The sequence below is a fragment of the Nocardia panacis genome, from assembly GCF_003598715.1.
Lineage (GTDB): Bacteria > Actinomycetota > Actinomycetes > Mycobacteriales > Mycobacteriaceae > Nocardia > Nocardia panacis.
In genome coordinates this window covers 217440-234818 of sequence record NZ_QZFU01000012.1, presented here as the reverse complement: position 1 = coordinate 234818, position 17379 = coordinate 217440, and the positions used below count along the sequence as shown (strand labels likewise).

The following is a 17379-nucleotide window of genomic DNA, read 5'->3' as shown; positions in this document are numbered from 1 at the left end:
TCACCGACGCGGAATCGCGGCGCTGACCCCGCACTATCCGGAACTCCACTGGCAGGCAACCCTTTTCGAGTTCCTATTGCCAACAGTTAACCCAATTGCCCGCCCGATCCCCGAGCACCCGTATACCGAATGTTCACCCCTTGGCACGCGCTTCCTCGTCCACCCGGTGCAGCGACTTGCCCGCCGTCTCCTTGGCCAACCCGACCGCGACCACCGAGATCACGGCGGCGACCACCAGATACAACGAGATGGGCACCGACGAATGGAAGTTGTTGAGCAGGCTCACCGCGATGAGCGGAGCCAGCGAACCCGCCATGATCGGCGCCACCTGATAGCAGAACGAGAGCGCCGTATAGCGCACGTGCGTCGGGAACATCTCGGTCATCAACGCGGAATACGGTGCGTAGGTGAATGATTCGATGATCAACCCCAGTGTGATGGCCAGCATGATGAGCGCGTAGTTCCCGGTGTCCATCATCGGGAAGGCCACGAATCCCCAACCCGCGGTGAGCACCGCGCCGGTCAGGTACACCGGCCTGCGCCCGTACAGGTCCGAGAGCAGCCCCACCGCCGGAATGACGAAGAAGTGCAGCGCGTGCGCGCCCAGCATCAGGGCCAGAATCGGCGCGGTGTCCACCTTGACGACGAGCTTCAGATAGGTGATCGAGAAGGTGACGACCGTGTAGTAGAGGATGTTCTCCGCGAACCGCGCCCCGATCCCGATCAGGACCGCCCGCCAGTGGTGGCGCAGCACCTCCGCGATACCGAGCGCGTGTTTGCGATCCTCCTCGGCCCTGGCCTGCGCGGCGAGGAAGATCGGCGCGTCGTCGACGCTGGAGCGCACCCAGTATCCGACCAGAACCACCACCGCCGAGAGCCAGAACGCGACCCGCCAACCCCAGGACAGGAACTGCGCGTCGGTCAGGTTCGCCGAAAGCACCAGCAGCACAACGGTTGCCAGCACATTGCCCAGCGGCACGCCCGACTGCGGCCAACTGGCCCAGAAGCCGCGCCGGTTATCCGGGCTGTGTTCGCTGACCAGCAGGACCGCACCGCCCCACTCCCCGCCGAAGGCGAAGCCCTGGATGAGTCGCAGCGTCACCAGCAGCACTGGCGCCCAGATGCCGATGGCGCCGTAGGTGGGTAGGCAGCCCATCAGGAAGGTGGTGATGCCGACGATCACCAGACTCAGTTGCAGCAGCGCTTTGCGCCCGATCCGGTCGCCGAAGTGTCCGAAGATCAGGCCGCCGATCGGTCGGGCCAGGAAGCCGACCGCGTACAGCGCGAAGGCGGCGATGACACCGTCGATGGCATTGCCGCTCGCACGGAAGAAGACGTGCCCGAAGACCAGTGCCGATGCGGTGCCGTAGAGGAAGAACTCGTACCACTCGGCGACCGCGCCCGCCATGGCCGCGGCCACGATGCGGGGTAGTCCCGAGGTTGTCGCGCTACCGGTTTGGGGTGGCGCGCTGTTGTCGACAGTGGTCATGCTTGCTGCCTTCTTGCCGGATCGGGCGGGGCGGCGTTGCGCCCGCCCGAACGCCGCGGGCGGTTTCGACGCCGCACCGTGGCCCTTCAGTGATGTGTGACATTGCACTGTAGGGAGGTGGGGTCGATCACGCAAGACTCCTTGCGTGATTCGGATCTCCTCGCTACATTCAGTGCAATGTCACACCTCACAGCGTGGCATCCAGTTCTTTTCTCTCGATGAGTCCTTTCTCGATGGAGGTCCCCAATGCCGGAAAGCAAGCCGTGGCACGGCGTCCTGGTCGCGACGACACTGCCCTTCGCCGCCGACTACTCGGTCGACTACGACGCCTATGCGGCGCATGTGCGGTGGCTCGCCGATAACGGCTGCCACGGTGTCAGCCCCAACGGTTCACTCGGCGAATATCAGACCCTCGACGACGCCGAACGCGCCCGCGTGGTGCGCACCGCCGTCGAGGCCGCACCGGACGGCTTCACCGTCATGCCCGGTATCGCCGCCTACGGCGCGCTGCAGGCGCGGCGCTGGGCCGAACAGGCCGCCGAGGCGGGCGCGCAGGCGGTAATGCTGCTGCCGCCCAACACCTATCGCGGCGGGCGCGAGGCGATCCTCGACCACTACCGCACCGTCGCGGCCGTCGGTCTGCCGATCGTGGCCTACAACAACCCGATCGATACCCGCATCGACCTGACCCCCGCCATCCTGGCCGAACTGCACGGTGAAGGGCTGATCGTCGGCGTCAAGGAGTTCTCCGGCGATGTCCGACGCATCTACGAAACCCATGAACTGGCACCGGAATTGGACGTGCTGATCGGATCCGACGACGTGGTGGTCGAATTGGGCATCGCGGGCGCGGTCGGCTGGGTGGCCGGCTACACCAACGCGCTACCGCGCGCCACGGTCGAGTTGTACAACGCCTCGATCAATCGCGACCTGGACAAAGCGCTCCCGCTCTACCGGGACCTGCACAAGCTGCTGCGCTGGGATTCCAAGACCGAATTCGTGCACGCCATCAAACTGGCCATGGATCTCGCCGGACGCACCGGCGGGGTGTGCAGGCCGCCTCGGGTGCCGCTGGCAGCGGAGTTGGCCGCCAAGATCGCCGCCGACACCCGCGATGTGCTCGCCAAGGGCTACCGGTAGTCGGCTGTCGAGAACGGAGGACTTTCCGCCATGATCGAGACCACCCCGCAGCAGGTCGATGCCATTGTCGCCGCAGCGGCCGCGGCGGCAGGGCCGTGGGCCGCAATGGAATTGACAGAGCGAGCGGCGGCGCTCATCGCCATCGCCGACCGGCTCGACGCCCACACCGAGGAGTTGATCGAGGCGGCGGGGCGCGAAACCCATTTGCCCGAGGCGAGTCTGCGCCGCGAACTCACCCGCACCACCTTCCAGCTGCGGTTGTTCGCGCAGGTGGTGCGGGCGGGTGAATTCCTCGATGTGCGCGTCGATCCCGCCGACCCGCAGTGGCCGATGGGTGTGCCGCGCCCGGACCTGCGGCGGATGAAGGTGCCGCTGGGGCCGGTGGTCAACTTCGCGGCAGGCAATTTTCCGTTCACCCTCTCGGTGGCGGGCGGGGATACCGCCTCGGCGCTGGCCGCCGGCTGCCCCGTGGTGGTGAAGGCGCATCCGGGACATCCGGAACTGTCTCGGCTGACCGCCCGCCTTGTCGAGGAAGCCCTTGTTGAAACTTCGGCTCCCCTAGGCGTATTCGGGATCGTTTACGGACAGGATGCGGGCGTACGGGTCTTGACGCACCCCGCCATCGCGGCGGCCGCCTTCACCGGTTCGACGGCGGGTGGGCGCGCGCTGTTCGATCTGGCCTCCCGTCGATCGGTGCCGATCCCGTTCTATGGCGAATTGGGTTCGATCAACCCGGTTTTCGTCACATCCGAGGCCGCCGAGGCACGAGCCGCCGAGATCGCGGCCGGATTGTTCGCGTCGGTGTCGTTCAACTCCGGGCAGTTGTGCACCAAACCCAATGTGGTCGCGGTGCCGGAGGACTCGGCACTGCTGCGTGAGGTCCGCGCCGCCGCGACGGTTCCGGTGGGCGAACTGCTCAATGACGCCATCGCCGCCGGATTCGCCGGATCGGTCGAGCGGATGAGCGCAAACCCTGGCGTCGAGGTGCTGCGGGACGCTCCGGATTCGGTGCGTCTGCTCAGCACCGAGGCGAAGACCGTGCTGGCCGATCCGACGCTGGTGCACGAGATGTTCGGTCCGGCAACGCTGCTCGTGCGCTATCGGGACGATGCCGAATTGCGGGAGTTGGCCGCGAGTTTCGACGGACAACTCACGATCTCGATCTTCGGCGAGACATCCGACGACACCGCTCGCACCCTGATCGCCCTCGCGGCGGCCAAGGCGGGCCGAGTGCTGTGGAACAGCTGGCCCACCGGAGTCTCGGTCACCTATGCCCAGCAGCACGGCGGCCCCTACCCGGCCACCACCGCGCCCGGCACCACCTCGATGGGGACTGCGGCCATCGAGCGGTTCCTGCGGCCGGTGGTATTCCAGTCGGTTCCGGACGAGCTGCTGCCCCGCGAACTGCGTGCGGAGAACCCGCTGTCGATACCGCGTTCGGTCAACGGGTCCCGACCCCGATAGCCATGGTCGGCGCAGTGTCCAGCGGGGCAACCGCTTTGCGCGGACTGTCGGTTCTCGTTATCGGCGCGGGCGCGATCGGCTGCGCGGTGGCCGAGGGTTTGGCCGCCGCGGGGGCCGCCGTTCGGGTGTGCGAGCGCGGCGGGGTCGCGTCCGGGACCACCGCGCACGGTGAGGGCAATGTCCTCGTCTCGGACAAGGGACCGGGGCCGGAACTGCGGCTGGCCCAACTGTCGCGACGGCTCTGGCCCGAGACCCTGGCCGGGCTCCGGGAATCGGTGCCCGAATACGCGGCTCGCGTCGAATGGGAGGCCAAGGGCGGCATCGTGGTGGCGACCACGACGGATGGCGCGACAACGCTGCGCGCGTTCGCTGCCCGACAGCGGGCTGCCGGGGTGCGGTGCGTCGAACTCGACGCCACCGACCTCGCCGCGGCGGAACCCGCGCTGACCCGCGAGGTCGGCGCGGCACTGCACTATCCCGACGACGCCCAGGTCCAACCCGCGGGTGCGGCCACCGCGTTGCTCGCCGCGGCGGTCCGGGCCGGGGCGGTGGTCGAATCCGATTGCGCCATCACCGGTCCGCTCCGCGACGGGGATCGGTTGGTCGGCGTGCGCACCGCACGCGGCCCGCGCCATGCCGATCTCATTGTCAATGCGGCCGGGCCGTGGTCGGGCGCGGTGGCGACGCTGCTCGGCGCGCCGATCGCGATCCGACCCCGACGCGGCGAGGTCCTGGTGACCGCACCGTTGCCGCCGACCGTCTTCCACAAGGTCTACGACGCGGATTACGTCGGGGCCGTTGGCAGTTCGTCATCGGACCTCGAGACATCCGCCGTGGTCGAATCCACCCCCGCCGGGCCGCTACTGCTCGGATCCTCGCGCCGCCAAACCGGATTCGACGACCGGCTGCGAGTCGACAGCCTGGCCACCATAGCCCGCAAGGCGATTCGCCTGTTTCCCGCGCTGGCCGAGGTGGCCGTCATGCGTGCCTACGGCGGCTTCCGCCCCTATGTCGCCGACCACCTGCCCGTCATCGGACCGGACCCCAGACTGCCCGGACTCTGGCACGCCACCGGCCACGAAGGCGCGGGCATCGGTCTCAGCGTCGGCACCGCCCACCTGATCGTCGCGGCACTCACCGGACGGCCGACCGATCCGGATCTCACCGCCTTCACCGTCGATCGCCCCGCCGTGCTCGACATCGAATATGGTGTCGCAGAAGAGAATACGAGGGATGCCACACCATGAGCCCGTATCTCGTACCGCCACAGGATGATCCACTCGGCCGCGACGACCACCCGCTGTCCATCACAGTGGACGGCGTCCCCGTATCCGGTGTGCGCGGACAAACTTTGGCAGCGGTGCTGCTCGCAGCCGGATGGACGGATTGGCGCACCGCCCCAACGGGTGGACAGCGCGGGGTGTTCTGCGGCATCGGCGTCTGCTTCGACTGCGTCGCCACCGTCAATGCGGTGCCCGACATCCGGTTGTGCCGCCGACCGGCGCGAGCGGGTGACGCAGTCCGCACCCAAGCCAGGCAGCGGAGGAGTCGATAATGCCGCAGGTGGACAGCCCTGTTCAGACGACCGACACCGTGGGCACCCCGGTCGGGGATCAGGGGTGTTCGTGATGCGGCGGGTGGTGGTGATCGGTGGTGGCCCTGCGGGTGCGGCGGCTGCCGAGGCGGCGTTGCGGGCGGGTGCGGCGGTGACGCTTGTCGATTCGGAGGAAACCCTTGGTGGACAGTACAACCGGCGAATTTCGGCGGATTTCGGGATCGGCCGCCCATTGTCCATCGGGCACGGATACGCGGCGGCCGAACAACGCGCAGGGCTGATTCGGAATCATCCGCGCTGCGAATACCTCTCCCTGGCAACGGTTTGCCTGATCGAGCGCGAGGGCGAGTGCCCTACCGTCCATGTGCTGCGAGGTATCGAGGGCGAGCGACGTGAGCATCGCGAACTGCGGGGCGATGCCCTGATTCTCGCCACCGGCGCGCACGACAGGGTGTGCCCGTTTCCCGGCTGGGATCTTCCCGGCGTCTATACCGGTGGCGGCGCACAGACTTTGGCGAAGACGCAGCGGGTCGTGATCGGCCGGTCGGTCCTGGTGTCGGGAACCGGACCCTTTCTGTTTCCGGTCGCACATACGCTGGCCGGGAGCGGGGCGCGGGTGCGCGCGGTGCTGGAGGCCAATCCGGGTCGGCACATCATGCGGCACTGGTCGCGGCGGCCGTGGGAGTTGCGCTACAGCGCGGACAAGGCGGCCGAGCTGGCCAGGTATCTGATATCCGGTGTGCGGCATCGGATTCCGCTGCGCACCTCGCACGCGGTGATCGCGGTCGCGGGCGCGGGTCGGGTCGAACAGGCCACCGTGGCCCGGCTCGACTCGAATTGGCTGCCGATTCCCGGTAGCGAGACCACCGTGGCGGTGGACGCGGTCGCGATCACGCACGGATTCACCCCGCGCCACGAACTCGCCCGCGCGGCGGGGGCGCGACTGAGCGCCGACGGGTTCGTCGAGGTCGATCGCGATCAGCGCACCAGCGTCGAAACTGTCTGGGCTGCTGGAGAAATCACCGGAATCGGCGGTGCGTGGGCCGCGACGGTCACGGGCATGGTAGCGGGTTACGCGGCGGCGGGCGCGCGGCCGCACGCCGACCGCGCCTTGCACAACCACCACCTTGCCGCCCGACAGTTCGCGGCACGCCTCGCGGCGGCCCATCCTCTGCGGCCCGGCGTACTCACCTGGTCCGATCCGGATACCGTGCTGTGTCGCTGCGAAGGCACGACCCGCGGCGACCTCGCGGCAGTCTGGTCGAGCACCGGGGGCGATGCGTACCGCCCGGCCAAACTCGCCACCCGAGCAGGTCTCGGCCCGTGTCAGGGTCGGATGTGCGCGGCCAATATCGCGGCGCTGCGCGAGCACCCGCACCCCGACGCCCGCACCGAAACCGGCTTGGCCGCAGCCACTTCCGCCCACCGCCCCTTCGCCGACCCGATCCGCCTGCGCGAAGTCGCCGAACTCGACTCCTGCGCCACGACCGCTTTCGACACCGACGAAACGACTGATCTCGGTTCCGGCGCAACCGCCGAGAACGGCGCCGCCGGAGCTGTCGAAATCCGCACCGGGAAGCAGCAGACCGCAGCACCGCCGACACCGACGAAGCGACCCGAAGTCCACACCGCCCAACCAGCAGAACTCGACACCGAAGGAGGGTCGTGATGCGCAGCAGCCGCGTCATCTCCGCGATCGATACCCACACCGAGGGCATGCCGACCCGCGTCGTGACCGGCGGTGTCGGCACCGTCCCCGGCGCGACCATGGCCGAGCGACGCGGGTACTTCATCGACCATCTGGACGGCCTGCGCCGCCTGCTGGTCAATGAACCGCGCGGGCACGCGGCGATGAGTGGGGCCATCCTCCAGCCCGCCACTACCGCCGACGGACATTTCGGCGTGCTTTTCATCGAGGTCAGCGGGCTGCTGCCGATGTGCGGGCACGGCACCATCGGGGTGGCGACCGCACTGGTGGAGGCGGGCATGGTGCCCATCGCCGAACCTGTCACCGAAATCCGGCTCGATACGCCTGCCGGGCGGGTCACCGCACACGTGAGGGTCAACAATGGACACGCGGATGCCGTCACGTTGCGCAATGTGCCGTCGTACTGCGACAGCCTCGACAATGAGCTCGAGGTGCCGGGACTCGGTCGGGTGCGCTACGACATGGCCTATGGCGGCAACTTCTACGCCATCGTGGATCTCGCGAGCATCGGCCTGCCGTTCGATCGCGCCGAGCAGCGGGCCATTCTGGCGGCGGGACTGCGAATCATGAGTGTCATCAATGAGATACGGCGTCCCGTGCATCCGCTCGACGCGACCATCGCCGGATGCAAGCATGTGCTGTTCCTGGCCCCGGACTCCACTGCCGCGCACACCCGCAATGCCATGGCGATCCATCCGGGCTGGTTCGACCGCTCCCCCTGCGGCACCGGAACTTCCGCCCTGCTCGCCCGCCAGCACGCGCGCGGCGTGCTCACCGGTGACGCGCCGCTGCGCAATGACTCGTTCCTGGGCACCACCTTCCACGCCAGAGCCGTCGACACCACCTCGGTCGGCGACTTCCCCGCGGTCGTACCCGCCATCACCGGGCGCGCCTGGGTCACCGCCACCGCCAACTACCTGCTCGATCCCACCGATCCGTTTCCGGAGGGCTTCACCTTCTGACCGGACCACGAAATGTGACATGTCACAGGCTTCCGACGCTTGTACCATGGCCCCTGACCCGACCGCTCACCTGTCCGAGGAGTGATGTTGTCCGCACCCGATGCGCCGATCTCCGCGCTGACCTCGTTCGCGCCTCGACGCAATATGCGCGACGAGATCATCGAGAAGTTGCGCGGCGCGGTCATCACCGGCGAATTGCGGCCCGGCGTCGTCTATTCCGCGCCGGGACTGGCCGAACAGTTCGGGGTCTCGGCCACCCCGGTCCGCGAGGCGATGATCGACCTGGCCAAGGAGGGCCTGGTGGAAACGCTGCGCAACAAGGGTTTCCGCGTCCGCGAACCCTCCGAGCAGGAATTGGACAACCTGGCCGAGATCCGCCTGCTCATCGAGGCGCCGACGGTGCGCCAGGTGGCCGAGGCCGGTATCGACCCGCAGACGTCCACCGAGCTGCGCACCCTGGCCCAGGGCATCGAAAAGGCCGCCGCCGAACACGATTTCATCGCCTACATCACCATCGACACCGAATTCCACTGCCGCCTACTGAGTCTGGCGGGCAATCGGGAACTGGTGGAGACGGTGCGCGCCCTGCGCGCCCGCTCCCGGCTCTACGGCGTGCGTCCACTGGCCGAACAGGGCAGGCTCATTCCCTCCGCCCACGAACATATGGAACTGCTCGACCTCATCGAGCGCGGCGCGGCGGCCGAGGCCGAGGCACTGATCCGCCGCCATATCGGCCATGTCCGCGGTATCTGGGCGAACCGCTGCGAGCAGAGCTGAATCAGGGACTTCCCCCATATCCAGGTGTGGCAGTTCGCACTAGGTTCGAACGGTGGATGTACTCGCGGCAGGCCCCTCCGACACCGCACCCGCTCGCGGCGCGCGATCGATCGGCGCGAAAGTGCCCCGCATCCTGCTCTTTTCACTGCTGCTGCCCGCGACCATCCTGCTCCTGCCCCGCACTCCCGGCACCGCAGCGCTAGTCGGCTTCCCCGCACTCGGACCCTACACACCCCTGCTCACCCTGATCCTGCTCGCGGTCACGGCAGGCTGGCAGCTCGCGCGAATCTCCGGTGCCCGCATCGGCGCACGAATCGGCGGCGCGGCCGCCGTCGCCGCCCTACTCGGCACCGCATGGATCGCGGGCGCGCATCTCTAGCACCCGCGCCGGACGCGCAACCTCGAGCGTGCAGTGTCGGCCCGCCAACTCCGCTGAACCGCCGACCTACCCGTCGATGCCTCCACCGTTGCGCACCCGCGCGTAACCACGCGCGCGCAGTAGCCCATGCCTACGATGCGGGACTCGGAGATCGACGCGAAGTCGACTTCGGGGCGCGCGGCGACACCGCGTCGGGCACAGCGAGGAAGGTGGGTGCATGGTGAACTCGGTGGCGACGCCGGGCATTGGGCTCGCGGTGTTGTGCGTGGTGATGGTTGTCGCGGCGAGTGGGGTCTACTGGGCGGCCAGGCTGGGATCACCGTGGGTGGCGCCCAGTGCGGCGGTGCGGGCCACGGTGCAGTTGGCGGTGGTGGCGGTGGTGTTGGCGGCGGCGCTGGCCAGGGTTTGGTCGGCGCTGCTGGTGTTGGCGGTGATGTTCGCGGCGGCGGTGGTGACCTCCGCGCGCCGGGCGCGAGCCGGGCGCTCGGCGACGTGGCTGGCGTTGGCCCTGGGCGCCGGAATGGGGGTGGTGGTTCCGGCAATGCTGGTGAGCGGGGTGGTGCCGCTGAAAGGGGTCGCGCTGGTGCCGATCGGCGGCATCGTGCTCGGCGGCGCGATGACCGCGACCTCGCTGTCGGCCCGCCGCGCCCTCGACTCCCTCGAACAGCGGCGCGGCGAGGTCGAGGCCGCGCTCAGCCTCGGGTTCACCGACCGCGACGCGCGGATGATGGTCATCCAACCGACCGCCGCCGACGCGCTGCTCCCCGGCGTCGACCAGACCAGGACCGTCGGCTTGGTCACGCTGCCCGGCGCCTTCGTCGGCGTCCTGGTGGCCAGCGGATCCGCCGCTCAGGCCGCCGCCGTCCAACTGCTGGTCCTGATCGGCCTACTGCTGGCCCAATCCTGTGCCGTCGCGGTCACCATCGAATTGGTCGCCCGCGCGAAGGTGCACCGCCGAGGCGAATTCGGCGGACCGCCGCGGGGCTGAGCCGGTGCAGCAGCGGCCCGAGCCGCGGATCGGCCAGTGCCGCGCCGCCGGACGGCAGTTTCGCGTAGCCGAAATCCGGTGCCTGCCCGATGATTGCGACCGCGTCGACCCGTGCGCTGCGCCGTCCGCCTCCATTCCTTCCGTCGTAAGGTACCGATCATGGTGGACAACCAGATGCCCGAGCTCGTGCAGTCGGTGGTCGAGTCGTATCTGCTCGGTGGCGAACGCGAATACAACCGGGCCGATGTGGCGCAGCGGTCGGGGGTGTCCTCCGAGGTTTCCAAACGGCTGTGGTCGGCGCTGGGCTTCCCGGCCAATCCGGAAGACGCGCGGGACTACACCGAGGCCGATGTGGCCGCCGTTCGCGATTTCCGCGGGCTGCGAGTGGTGTCCAAATCCGATATCCGCAGGCAGTCCGCGGCTGCGCGCACCCTCGGCCAGAGCATGGCTCGCCTCGCGGAATGGCAGGCGGACCTGGTGCTGGCCGAGATCGACAACCGGATCGCGGCGGCATTGGCCGAGGATCCGACGGCCGACCGGGCCGCGATCACCAGGTCCGCGACGGAGGCGACGGTCGCGGAAATGGAAGCGCTGCAAACCTACGCGTGGAAGCGGCATCTGGCCGCCGCGCTCTCGCGCAGCTTCGACGGCGCGGTCACCGCCGAGGATTCCACCAGGCCGTTGGCGGTCGGCTTCGCCGATATGGTCGGCTACACCCGCCTGACCAGGCATCTGCATCCGGATGAGCTGTCCATGCTGCTCGAGGCGTTCGAATCCACCACGACCGCCGCCATCACCGAGAATGGCGGCTGGGTGATCAAGAATGTCGGCGACGAGGTGATGTTCGCCGCCGAGCGCGCCGCCGACGCCGCCCGCATCGCGATCGCCATCCAGGAGTCGACCATGATGGTGGGCGGCACGCCCGAGCTGCGCGTCGCCCTCGCCTACGGACCGGTGCTGTTGCGTTTCGGGGATCTGTACGGGTCGGTGGTCAATATCGCCTCCCGGCTCACCGGCGTGGCCCGGCCCGGCACCATCCTGATCGATGACGCCGCCGCCGCCGAGCTGGCAGGCGATCCGGAGTTCGATATCCGCAACCTGCGCAGCGTCCGGGTGCGCGGTTTCAACCGCCTGCGCCCGCACGTGCTCCGTGCCGCCGCAGACACGCAGTAGTTGGCGCTGCCGACGAAGTCGTCCATAGACCTGCGCATGGCCGCAGCGAAGGCGGAGGTACGCCAACGAACACTGCCGGCGAAGCCGTCCATAGACCCGCGCATGGCCGCAGCGAAGGCGGAGGTACGCCAACGAACACTGCCGGCGAAGCCGTCCATAGACCCGCGCATGGCCGCAGCGAAGGCGGAGGTACGCCTAAGCTCGGCCGAATGGAGATGGACTGGCCGCGACTGCGCGAGCGTTGCCTACTCGTCGAGGACGCGGCGATCCTGGCCTTGAACAAACCCGCCGGTATCGCGGTCACGGGTGAACGGCACGACACCGACATCGTCGAGTTGGCCGCCGCCGCGGGCGAGACGCTGTACCCGGTGCATCGGATCGATAAGGTCACCTCCGGCTTGGTGCTGCTGGCCAAGGAACTTCCCGCGCACGGCCAACTCACCAGGCAGTTCAACAAGCAGACCGCCGCGAAGGGCTATTTGGCGGTGGTCGAGTCCACCGGACTGCCGGATCGCGGTGTGATCGACCTGCCGTTGAGAGTCGGCCGCAAGAACCGGGTGCGCATCGCCGCGCCGCGCGAGAGCATTCGGGTCGAGGGCGGGCGCTGGTTCGTCGCGGCCGCGGATCTGTTGGACGGCAAGAACTATCCGTCCGTCACCGAATTCACGACCGTGCTGCGCACCGACACCCGCACCGTGCTGGCCTTGCGCCCGATCACCGGTCGTCGACACCAGATTCGGGTGCACCTCGCCTGGATCGGGCATCCGATCCTCGGCGATCCCCTTTTCGATCGATCGGCCGTCCATCCCCGCACCCACCTGCATTCCTGGCGCCTCGGTCTCGACGCGTCGTGGCGCACACCGCCGGAGTTGCGGTTGGAAGCCGTTCCGGGAGCTGATTTCTGGAGCCCCGTCGGCATCGACTCCGCCGAATCCACCGCGATCCTCGACCGCGCGCGGACGGCGCTGAACGCTCAATAGCGTTCCGCGACAGGTTGATTCCGCGAGGCTCCCCTTGGAGTCGCGGGCCTGTCAGGCGTGCGCCCACTGCGGATCGCGCCCCAGCAGCAGTAGAATCCGATCCAGGGTGCCTGCGCCCTCGGGGACCTCGAGCATGGGTCCGAAGGGCGCGTTCTCCGTCAGACGGATCTCGCCGCCGGGCACGAATTCGGCGATGCGCCGCGATTCGGCCGCGAGTTCGGGATCGTCGTCCAGCGATACCGACGCACCGATCGCGCGCGCCACATCCCAGGCGTGCACCACACAGTCGACGATCTGGAAGCGCACCGCGAGTTCGGGCGGAAAACCACCGTCGGTGCGCATTTCGAGCAAGACCAGCTCACGTTCGGCCAGATCGGGGGCGGCGAAGGCGGCCGACAGTTCGGCCGAGGCGGTGAGATATTCGGCGACGGGATCGGCGAGTTCGCGGGTCTCCCACAGTGCGAGATCGTTGCCGCGCCCGAGCGCGGCTTCGGCGAAGCCATGGTTCTGGATGGTCATATGCGTCAGCAGGGCGCGCAGATCCCATTTGGCGCAAGGGGTTTCGTTGTCCAGCTGGTCGGCGGCGATACCGGCGACGAGGTCGGTGGTCAAACGCAAGGCCCGCTCATGCAGGGCGACAAGTTCCGAAACTGTACTCATGCGCTTATCGTAAGCGCATACATACTAATTTCCCAAGCAGTATTTTCGATCCATGGCCGATGCGACCCGCCCCGATCTCGCCGCGATGCTGGTGCCGCTGCTGCGCGCACTGCTCGCGGTGGAAACCCCGGTGCTCGAACGGCACGACCTGCCGATGTGGGGGTACGCCGTCCTGCTGCGACTCGACAGCGAACCGGTCTATACCCAGGCGAAACTGGCCAAGGCCGCCCACGCGGACAAGACCAGGATCATCGCCGTCCTCGACGACCTGCAGCGGCGCGGCTACATCCGACGTGAACCCGATCCCGCCGACCGCCGCCGCAACCTGATCTCCCTCACCCCAGAGGGTCGATCCGCACGCGACCACGCCCAGCGCGAGATCCAGGAGCAGGAACGGCACCTGCTGGCCCACCTGCCCGCCGCCGACCGCACCGTCTTCCTGCGCGCGCTCGCGACGCTGGCCGAGGTCGCCGAACCGCAGGACTGAGGATGTGCCCGCAATCACAGCGCCGCCAAGGGATTTCACCCGGTGTCGGGCGTCATGACGACGAGAACGCGCTGGTCATCTAGGCTTAATCGGTGTCGGAAACCGCTGCGGCACCCTCTGACGCAATGGAGCGATCCCCCAGAGAAAGCGAATGCCGATGATCCTGGTGGCTCAGGTCAGCGACACCCATTTCGATCTCGGCGACCGCAACGCCGAACGCGCCCGACGCGTCTTCGACTTCCTCACCGGCCTGCGCCGCGCCCCGGATCTCATCCTGGCGACCGGAGATATCACCGATTCGGGCAAACCCGAACAGTACGAGCAGGCGCGCGCCGTCTTCGCGGTCGATATCCCGGTGCTGACCATCCCCGGCAATCACGACGATCGCGTCGCCTTCCGCACCGCACTGCTCGGCGTCCCGGCCGCGTCCGGCCCGATCAATCGACTGCACCGCGTCGGTGATCTGACGGTCATCGCGCTGGATTCCAGCATTCCGGGCGAGGCGGGCGGCGCGCTCGGCGCGGACACCTACCGCTGGCTACGCGCCGTCCTGGCCGAGACTCCGGCCGATCACCGCATCCTGATGGCGCTGCATCATCCGCCCGCGCACCTGTTCAGTCCGATCGTGGACGAGATCGCGCTCGCCGAACCGGATCGGCTCGCCGAAGTGGTCGCCGCCGACGACCGCATCCTCGCGGTGCTGACCGGGCACGCCCACTCCCCCGCCACCACCACCTTCGCCGGTCGACCGCTGCTGATCGCGCCGAGCACCGCTACCGTCCTGGGCGGAGTCTGGGAACTGGAGTTGCCCCACCACGTCATGGACTACGCGCCGGACCCGGCCGTCGCCCTGCACCTCATCGGCGAGAATCGCGCCCTGACAACGCATTTCCGAACCGTCCCCATGTCGGGCCACTGCGGACACGCCCAGTAGGCGCAGCCGGAGGTACACCTAGCGAGCGCGTCTGCGCCGGAACGCGGCGGGGGTGAGTCCGGTCCAGCGACGGAAGGCGTAGATGAAGGTGGATGATTCCGCGTAGCCGAGCCGGATCGCCACATCGCTGACCGAAAGCGGTGTGGCGGTGAGCATTTCCTCCGCCAGCGCGCGTCGCACCTCGTCCAGCAGGGCGCGGTAGCCGGTGCCTGCGCTGTCGAGTCGACGGCGCAGTGTTCGGGTGCTCATATTGAGCTGCCTTGCGACACTGTCGATTCCGGGTGGGGCGGCGAATCCGTCAATTCCGGGAACGAGCAGTTCGCGCACCTCGGCTGCGATACCCGTGCGGGCGCGCCTGCGGTGCACCAGCTCCCGGCATTGATTCAGGCACATGGTCCAGGTCTGCGCATTGGCTTGGGGCAGCGGACGGTCCAGCTCGACGGGATCGATGGCGAACATATTGCGCGGCTGAGCGAAGGATGGGCGCACGTGCAGCACATCCGCCAGGCGATCGGCGTAATCCGGTTCCGGGAAACGGAATTCGGCGGTGGTGAGCGCCAGGGGACGGCCGATCAGATCGCTCATGACCCGGTGCATGGCGGTGACATCCCGTTCGACCAGGAAGGTTCGCACATCGGCCGGGATCAGTTCGTCGTGGATCTCGGCCACGAATTCGCCGGTGCGCCACCGCGCGACGGGCAGGCAGAAGGTGAAGCTCAGCTCCAGATAGCGCAGCGCGAAAGTGATCGCTTCGCCGAGGGTCGGACTGCTGACGCAGGCGAAGCCGAAGATACCGAAGGTGGTGATGCCGTAGCGGCGGCCGACCTCGATGCCGAGGGCGGGTCGATCGCCGAGCGCGCCGACCAGGTTGCGGATCACCGCCAATTCGGTGGACGCGTCGATTTGGGCATCCGGGTCGCGCAGGCGGTCCTCGTCGAGGTTCGTCCCGGCCAGCAGAACGCCCGAGGGCACCCCGCATTCGGCGGCATAGCCGACCATCAGCGCCACACTCGCGACGCCGCGGGCGAAATTCCAGTCGCGAATGCCGGGATCGAGTACCCGCGCCGACTCACCGGATCGGACCACGCCGCCATTATGGCCGAATATCTCGATCGGCCGGTGGCCGCCCACCTAGAGTGGAGACAGGCACCCAGCGTGAGGAGCGCCACATGTCCGGCAGGCATCCCACAATCCTGGTGATCGGCGCTGGTTTCGGCGGTATCGGCGCGGCAATCGAATTGCGGCGCGGCGGTTTCACCGAGATCACCATTCTGGAGCGGGCCGCCGATCTCGGCGGCGTGTGGCGCGACAACAGCTATCCCGGTGCGGCATGCGATGTGCCCTCCCCGCTGTACTCCTACTCCTACGAGCCGAAACCCGATTGGCCGCAGCGCTATTCGGGGCGCGAGGCGATCCACGCCTATTTGCGCGAGGTGAGCGAGCGGCACGGACTCGGCGAACGGATCGTCTTCGGCGCGGAGGTCACCGCGGCCGAATTCGACGCGGGTCGCTGGCGGGTGCGCACCGCCGACGGCACGGTGCGCACCGCCGATGTCCTCATCTGCGCCGTCGGCCAATTGGCCCGCCCCCGCATACCCGAAATCCCCGGCCTGGATACCTTCGCCGGGCCTGCCTTCCACTCCGCGCGGTGGCGACACGATGTCGACCTCACCGGCAAACGGGTGGCCTGCATCGGCACCGGGGCGAGCGCCATCCAATACATTCCCGAGATCCAACCGCGAGTCGAGCATCTGACGCTGTTCCAGCGCACACCGGCCTGGGTGGTCCCCAAATTCGACACCGAATACAGCCCCATCCAGCACCGCCTCTTCGCCAAGGTGCCCGGTGCGCTGCTGGTGGAGCGGTTCGGCTGGTTCGCGCTGACCGAATTCCTCTCGCTGGGGCTGGTGGAACTCCCGGTGATCGCGCGCGTTGTCGCGCAACTCGGGCGCAGGCAGCTGCGCAGGCAGGTGCCCGATGCCGAATTGCGTGCCAAACTCACGCCCGACTATCCGGTCGGCTGCAAGCGCGTCCTGTTCTCCAATGAGTATTTCCCGGCGCTCACTCAGCCGAATGTCGCGGTGCAGACCGCGCCGATCATCGAGATCCGTCCCGATGGCGTGCGCACCGCCGACGGCGTCACCCATCCGGCCGACGTCCTCATCTACGGCACCGGCTTCAAGAGCACCGAATTCCTCTGGCCCATGGACATTCACGGACGCGACGGCCGCGAGCTCACCGAGGTCTGGCGCGACGGCGCGCACGCCCATCTCGGCATCACGGTGCCCGAGTTCCCGAATCTGTTCCTGCTCTACGGCCCGAATACCAATCTCGCCTCCGGATCGATCATCTACATGATCGAATCGCAGGCCCGCTATATCCGCCAGGCCGTCCAACTGCTCGCCGACCATCCCGGTCACTGCCTCGAGGTGCGCGCGGATCCGGAACGGGATTTCAATACCGCGCTGCAGCGACGGATCGAGCGCTCACCATTCACCTTCTGCACCAGTTGGTACCGCAATGCCGCCGGATTGGTCACCAACAACTGGCCCGGTTCGCAGACCGCCTACCGCCGCCGCACCAGACATCTGAACCCCGCCGATTTCACCGTGACACCCGCCGCCTGACGAACCCGCGGATCGACGCTGCGATGCCCGAGCGGGCGAGCCGGCAGACTTGGGGC

17 protein-coding genes are annotated in these 17379 nt (G+C 68.1%); 14 read left to right on the top strand and 3 right to left on the bottom strand.

Annotated elements, in window-relative coordinates:
* Window positions 1-133: 133 nt before the first annotated feature.
* Window positions 134-1489 (bottom strand): fosfomycin efflux MFS transporter AbaF, encoded by a 1356-nt coding sequence (gene abaF / locus D5S18_RS04815; protein WP_120038359.1) that lies wholly within the window; start codon window positions 1487-1489, stop codon window positions 134-136.
* 246 nt (window positions 1490-1735) lie between these two features.
* On the opposite strand from abaF, the gene D5S18_RS04810 reads away from it, so the two are divergent.
* The 11 genes from D5S18_RS04810 to D5S18_RS04760 all read left to right on the top strand — a co-directional run bounded on the left by D5S18_RS04810 (window position 1736) and on the right by D5S18_RS04760 (window position 12615).
* A complete protein-coding gene (locus D5S18_RS04810) occupies window positions 1736-2629 on the top strand; it encodes a dihydrodipicolinate synthase family protein (RefSeq protein ID WP_120038357.1) in 894 nt (297 codons plus the stop codon).
* Window positions 2630-2659: 30 nt separating this feature from the next.
* On the top strand, window positions 2660-4093 hold the full coding sequence (locus D5S18_RS04805) for an aldehyde dehydrogenase (NADP(+)) (RefSeq protein ID WP_120038354.1): 1434 nt from the start codon (window positions 2660-2662) through the stop codon (window positions 4091-4093).
* 14 nt (window positions 4094-4107) lie between these two features.
* Window positions 4108-5340 carry an NAD(P)/FAD-dependent oxidoreductase gene (locus D5S18_RS04800; protein WP_239003541.1) on the top strand — a complete coding sequence of 411 codons (1233 nt, stop codon included), beginning with the start codon at window positions 4108-4110 and terminating at the stop codon, window positions 5338-5340.
* Window positions 5337-5648, top strand: coding sequence for a (2Fe-2S)-binding protein (locus tag D5S18_RS04795; protein ID WP_120038349.1), 312 nt, complete (start codon window positions 5337-5339; stop codon window positions 5646-5648). The genes D5S18_RS04800 and D5S18_RS04795 overlap by 4 nt, the downstream gene beginning before the upstream one ends.
* A 73-nt stretch (window positions 5649-5721) precedes the next feature.
* Window positions 5722-7317, top strand: a complete 1596-nt coding sequence (locus D5S18_RS04790) for an FAD-dependent oxidoreductase (RefSeq protein WP_239003546.1) — start codon at window positions 5722-5724, stop codon at window positions 7315-7317.
* A complete protein-coding gene (locus tag D5S18_RS04785; RefSeq protein ID WP_120038347.1) occupies window positions 7317-8318 on the top strand; it encodes a proline racemase family protein in 1002 nt (333 codons plus the stop codon). Before D5S18_RS04790 ends, D5S18_RS04785 begins: the two co-directional genes overlap by 1 nt.
* 87 nt (window positions 8319-8405) lie before the next feature.
* A complete protein-coding gene (locus D5S18_RS04780; RefSeq protein WP_239003540.1) occupies window positions 8406-9095 on the top strand; it encodes a GntR family transcriptional regulator in 690 nt (229 codons plus the stop codon).
* Between the two features lie 52 nt (window positions 9096-9147).
* Window positions 9148-9474 (top strand): hypothetical protein, encoded by a 327-nt coding sequence (locus tag D5S18_RS04775; protein ID WP_120038345.1) that lies wholly within the window; start codon window positions 9148-9150, stop codon window positions 9472-9474.
* A gap of 217 nt (window positions 9475-9691) precedes the next feature.
* Window positions 9692-10462, top strand: a complete 771-nt coding sequence (locus tag D5S18_RS04770) for an ABC transporter permease (protein WP_120038342.1) — start codon at window positions 9692-9694, stop codon at window positions 10460-10462.
* A gap of 159 nt (window positions 10463-10621) precedes the next feature.
* Window positions 10622-11635: an adenylate/guanylate cyclase domain-containing protein gene (locus tag D5S18_RS04765; protein WP_120038341.1), complete on the top strand. Its 1014-nt coding sequence runs from the start codon at window positions 10622-10624 to the stop codon at window positions 11633-11635.
* 209 nt (window positions 11636-11844) lie between these two features.
* Window positions 11845-12615: an RluA family pseudouridine synthase gene (locus D5S18_RS04760; protein WP_120038339.1), complete on the top strand. Its 771-nt coding sequence runs from the start codon at window positions 11845-11847 to the stop codon at window positions 12613-12615.
* 51 nt (window positions 12616-12666) lie between these two features.
* Here D5S18_RS04760 and D5S18_RS04755 read toward each other — a convergent pair whose 3' ends face one another.
* A complete protein-coding gene (locus D5S18_RS04755) occupies window positions 12667-13275 on the bottom strand; it encodes a TIGR03086 family metal-binding protein (RefSeq protein ID WP_120038337.1) in 609 nt (202 codons plus the stop codon).
* A gap of 52 nt (window positions 13276-13327) precedes the next feature.
* Here D5S18_RS04755 and D5S18_RS04750 point away from each other — a divergent pair, with 52 nt between their 5' ends.
* Complete coding sequence (locus tag D5S18_RS04750; RefSeq protein ID WP_120038335.1) at window positions 13328-13762, top strand: MarR family winged helix-turn-helix transcriptional regulator; 435 nt, start codon at window positions 13328-13330, stop codon at window positions 13760-13762.
* Between the two features lie 151 nt (window positions 13763-13913).
* A complete protein-coding gene (locus tag D5S18_RS04745; RefSeq protein ID WP_239003539.1) occupies window positions 13914-14696 on the top strand; it encodes a metallophosphoesterase in 783 nt (260 codons plus the stop codon).
* An 18-nt stretch (window positions 14697-14714) separates the two neighbouring features.
* On the opposite strand, the gene D5S18_RS04740 is transcribed toward D5S18_RS04745, so the two are convergent.
* Window positions 14715-15782 carry an AraC family transcriptional regulator gene (locus D5S18_RS04740; RefSeq protein ID WP_239003538.1) on the bottom strand — a complete coding sequence of 356 codons (1068 nt, stop codon included), beginning with the start codon at window positions 15780-15782 and terminating at the stop codon, window positions 14715-14717.
* A gap of 83 nt (window positions 15783-15865) precedes the next feature.
* On the opposite strand from D5S18_RS04740, the gene D5S18_RS04735 reads away from it, so the two are divergent.
* The gene (locus tag D5S18_RS04735; protein ID WP_120038471.1) at window positions 15866-17323 is read left to right on the top strand and encodes a flavin-containing monooxygenase; all 1458 of its coding nucleotides are present in this window, start codon (window positions 15866-15868) and stop codon (window positions 17321-17323) included.
* Window positions 17324-17379 lie beyond the last annotated feature (56 nt).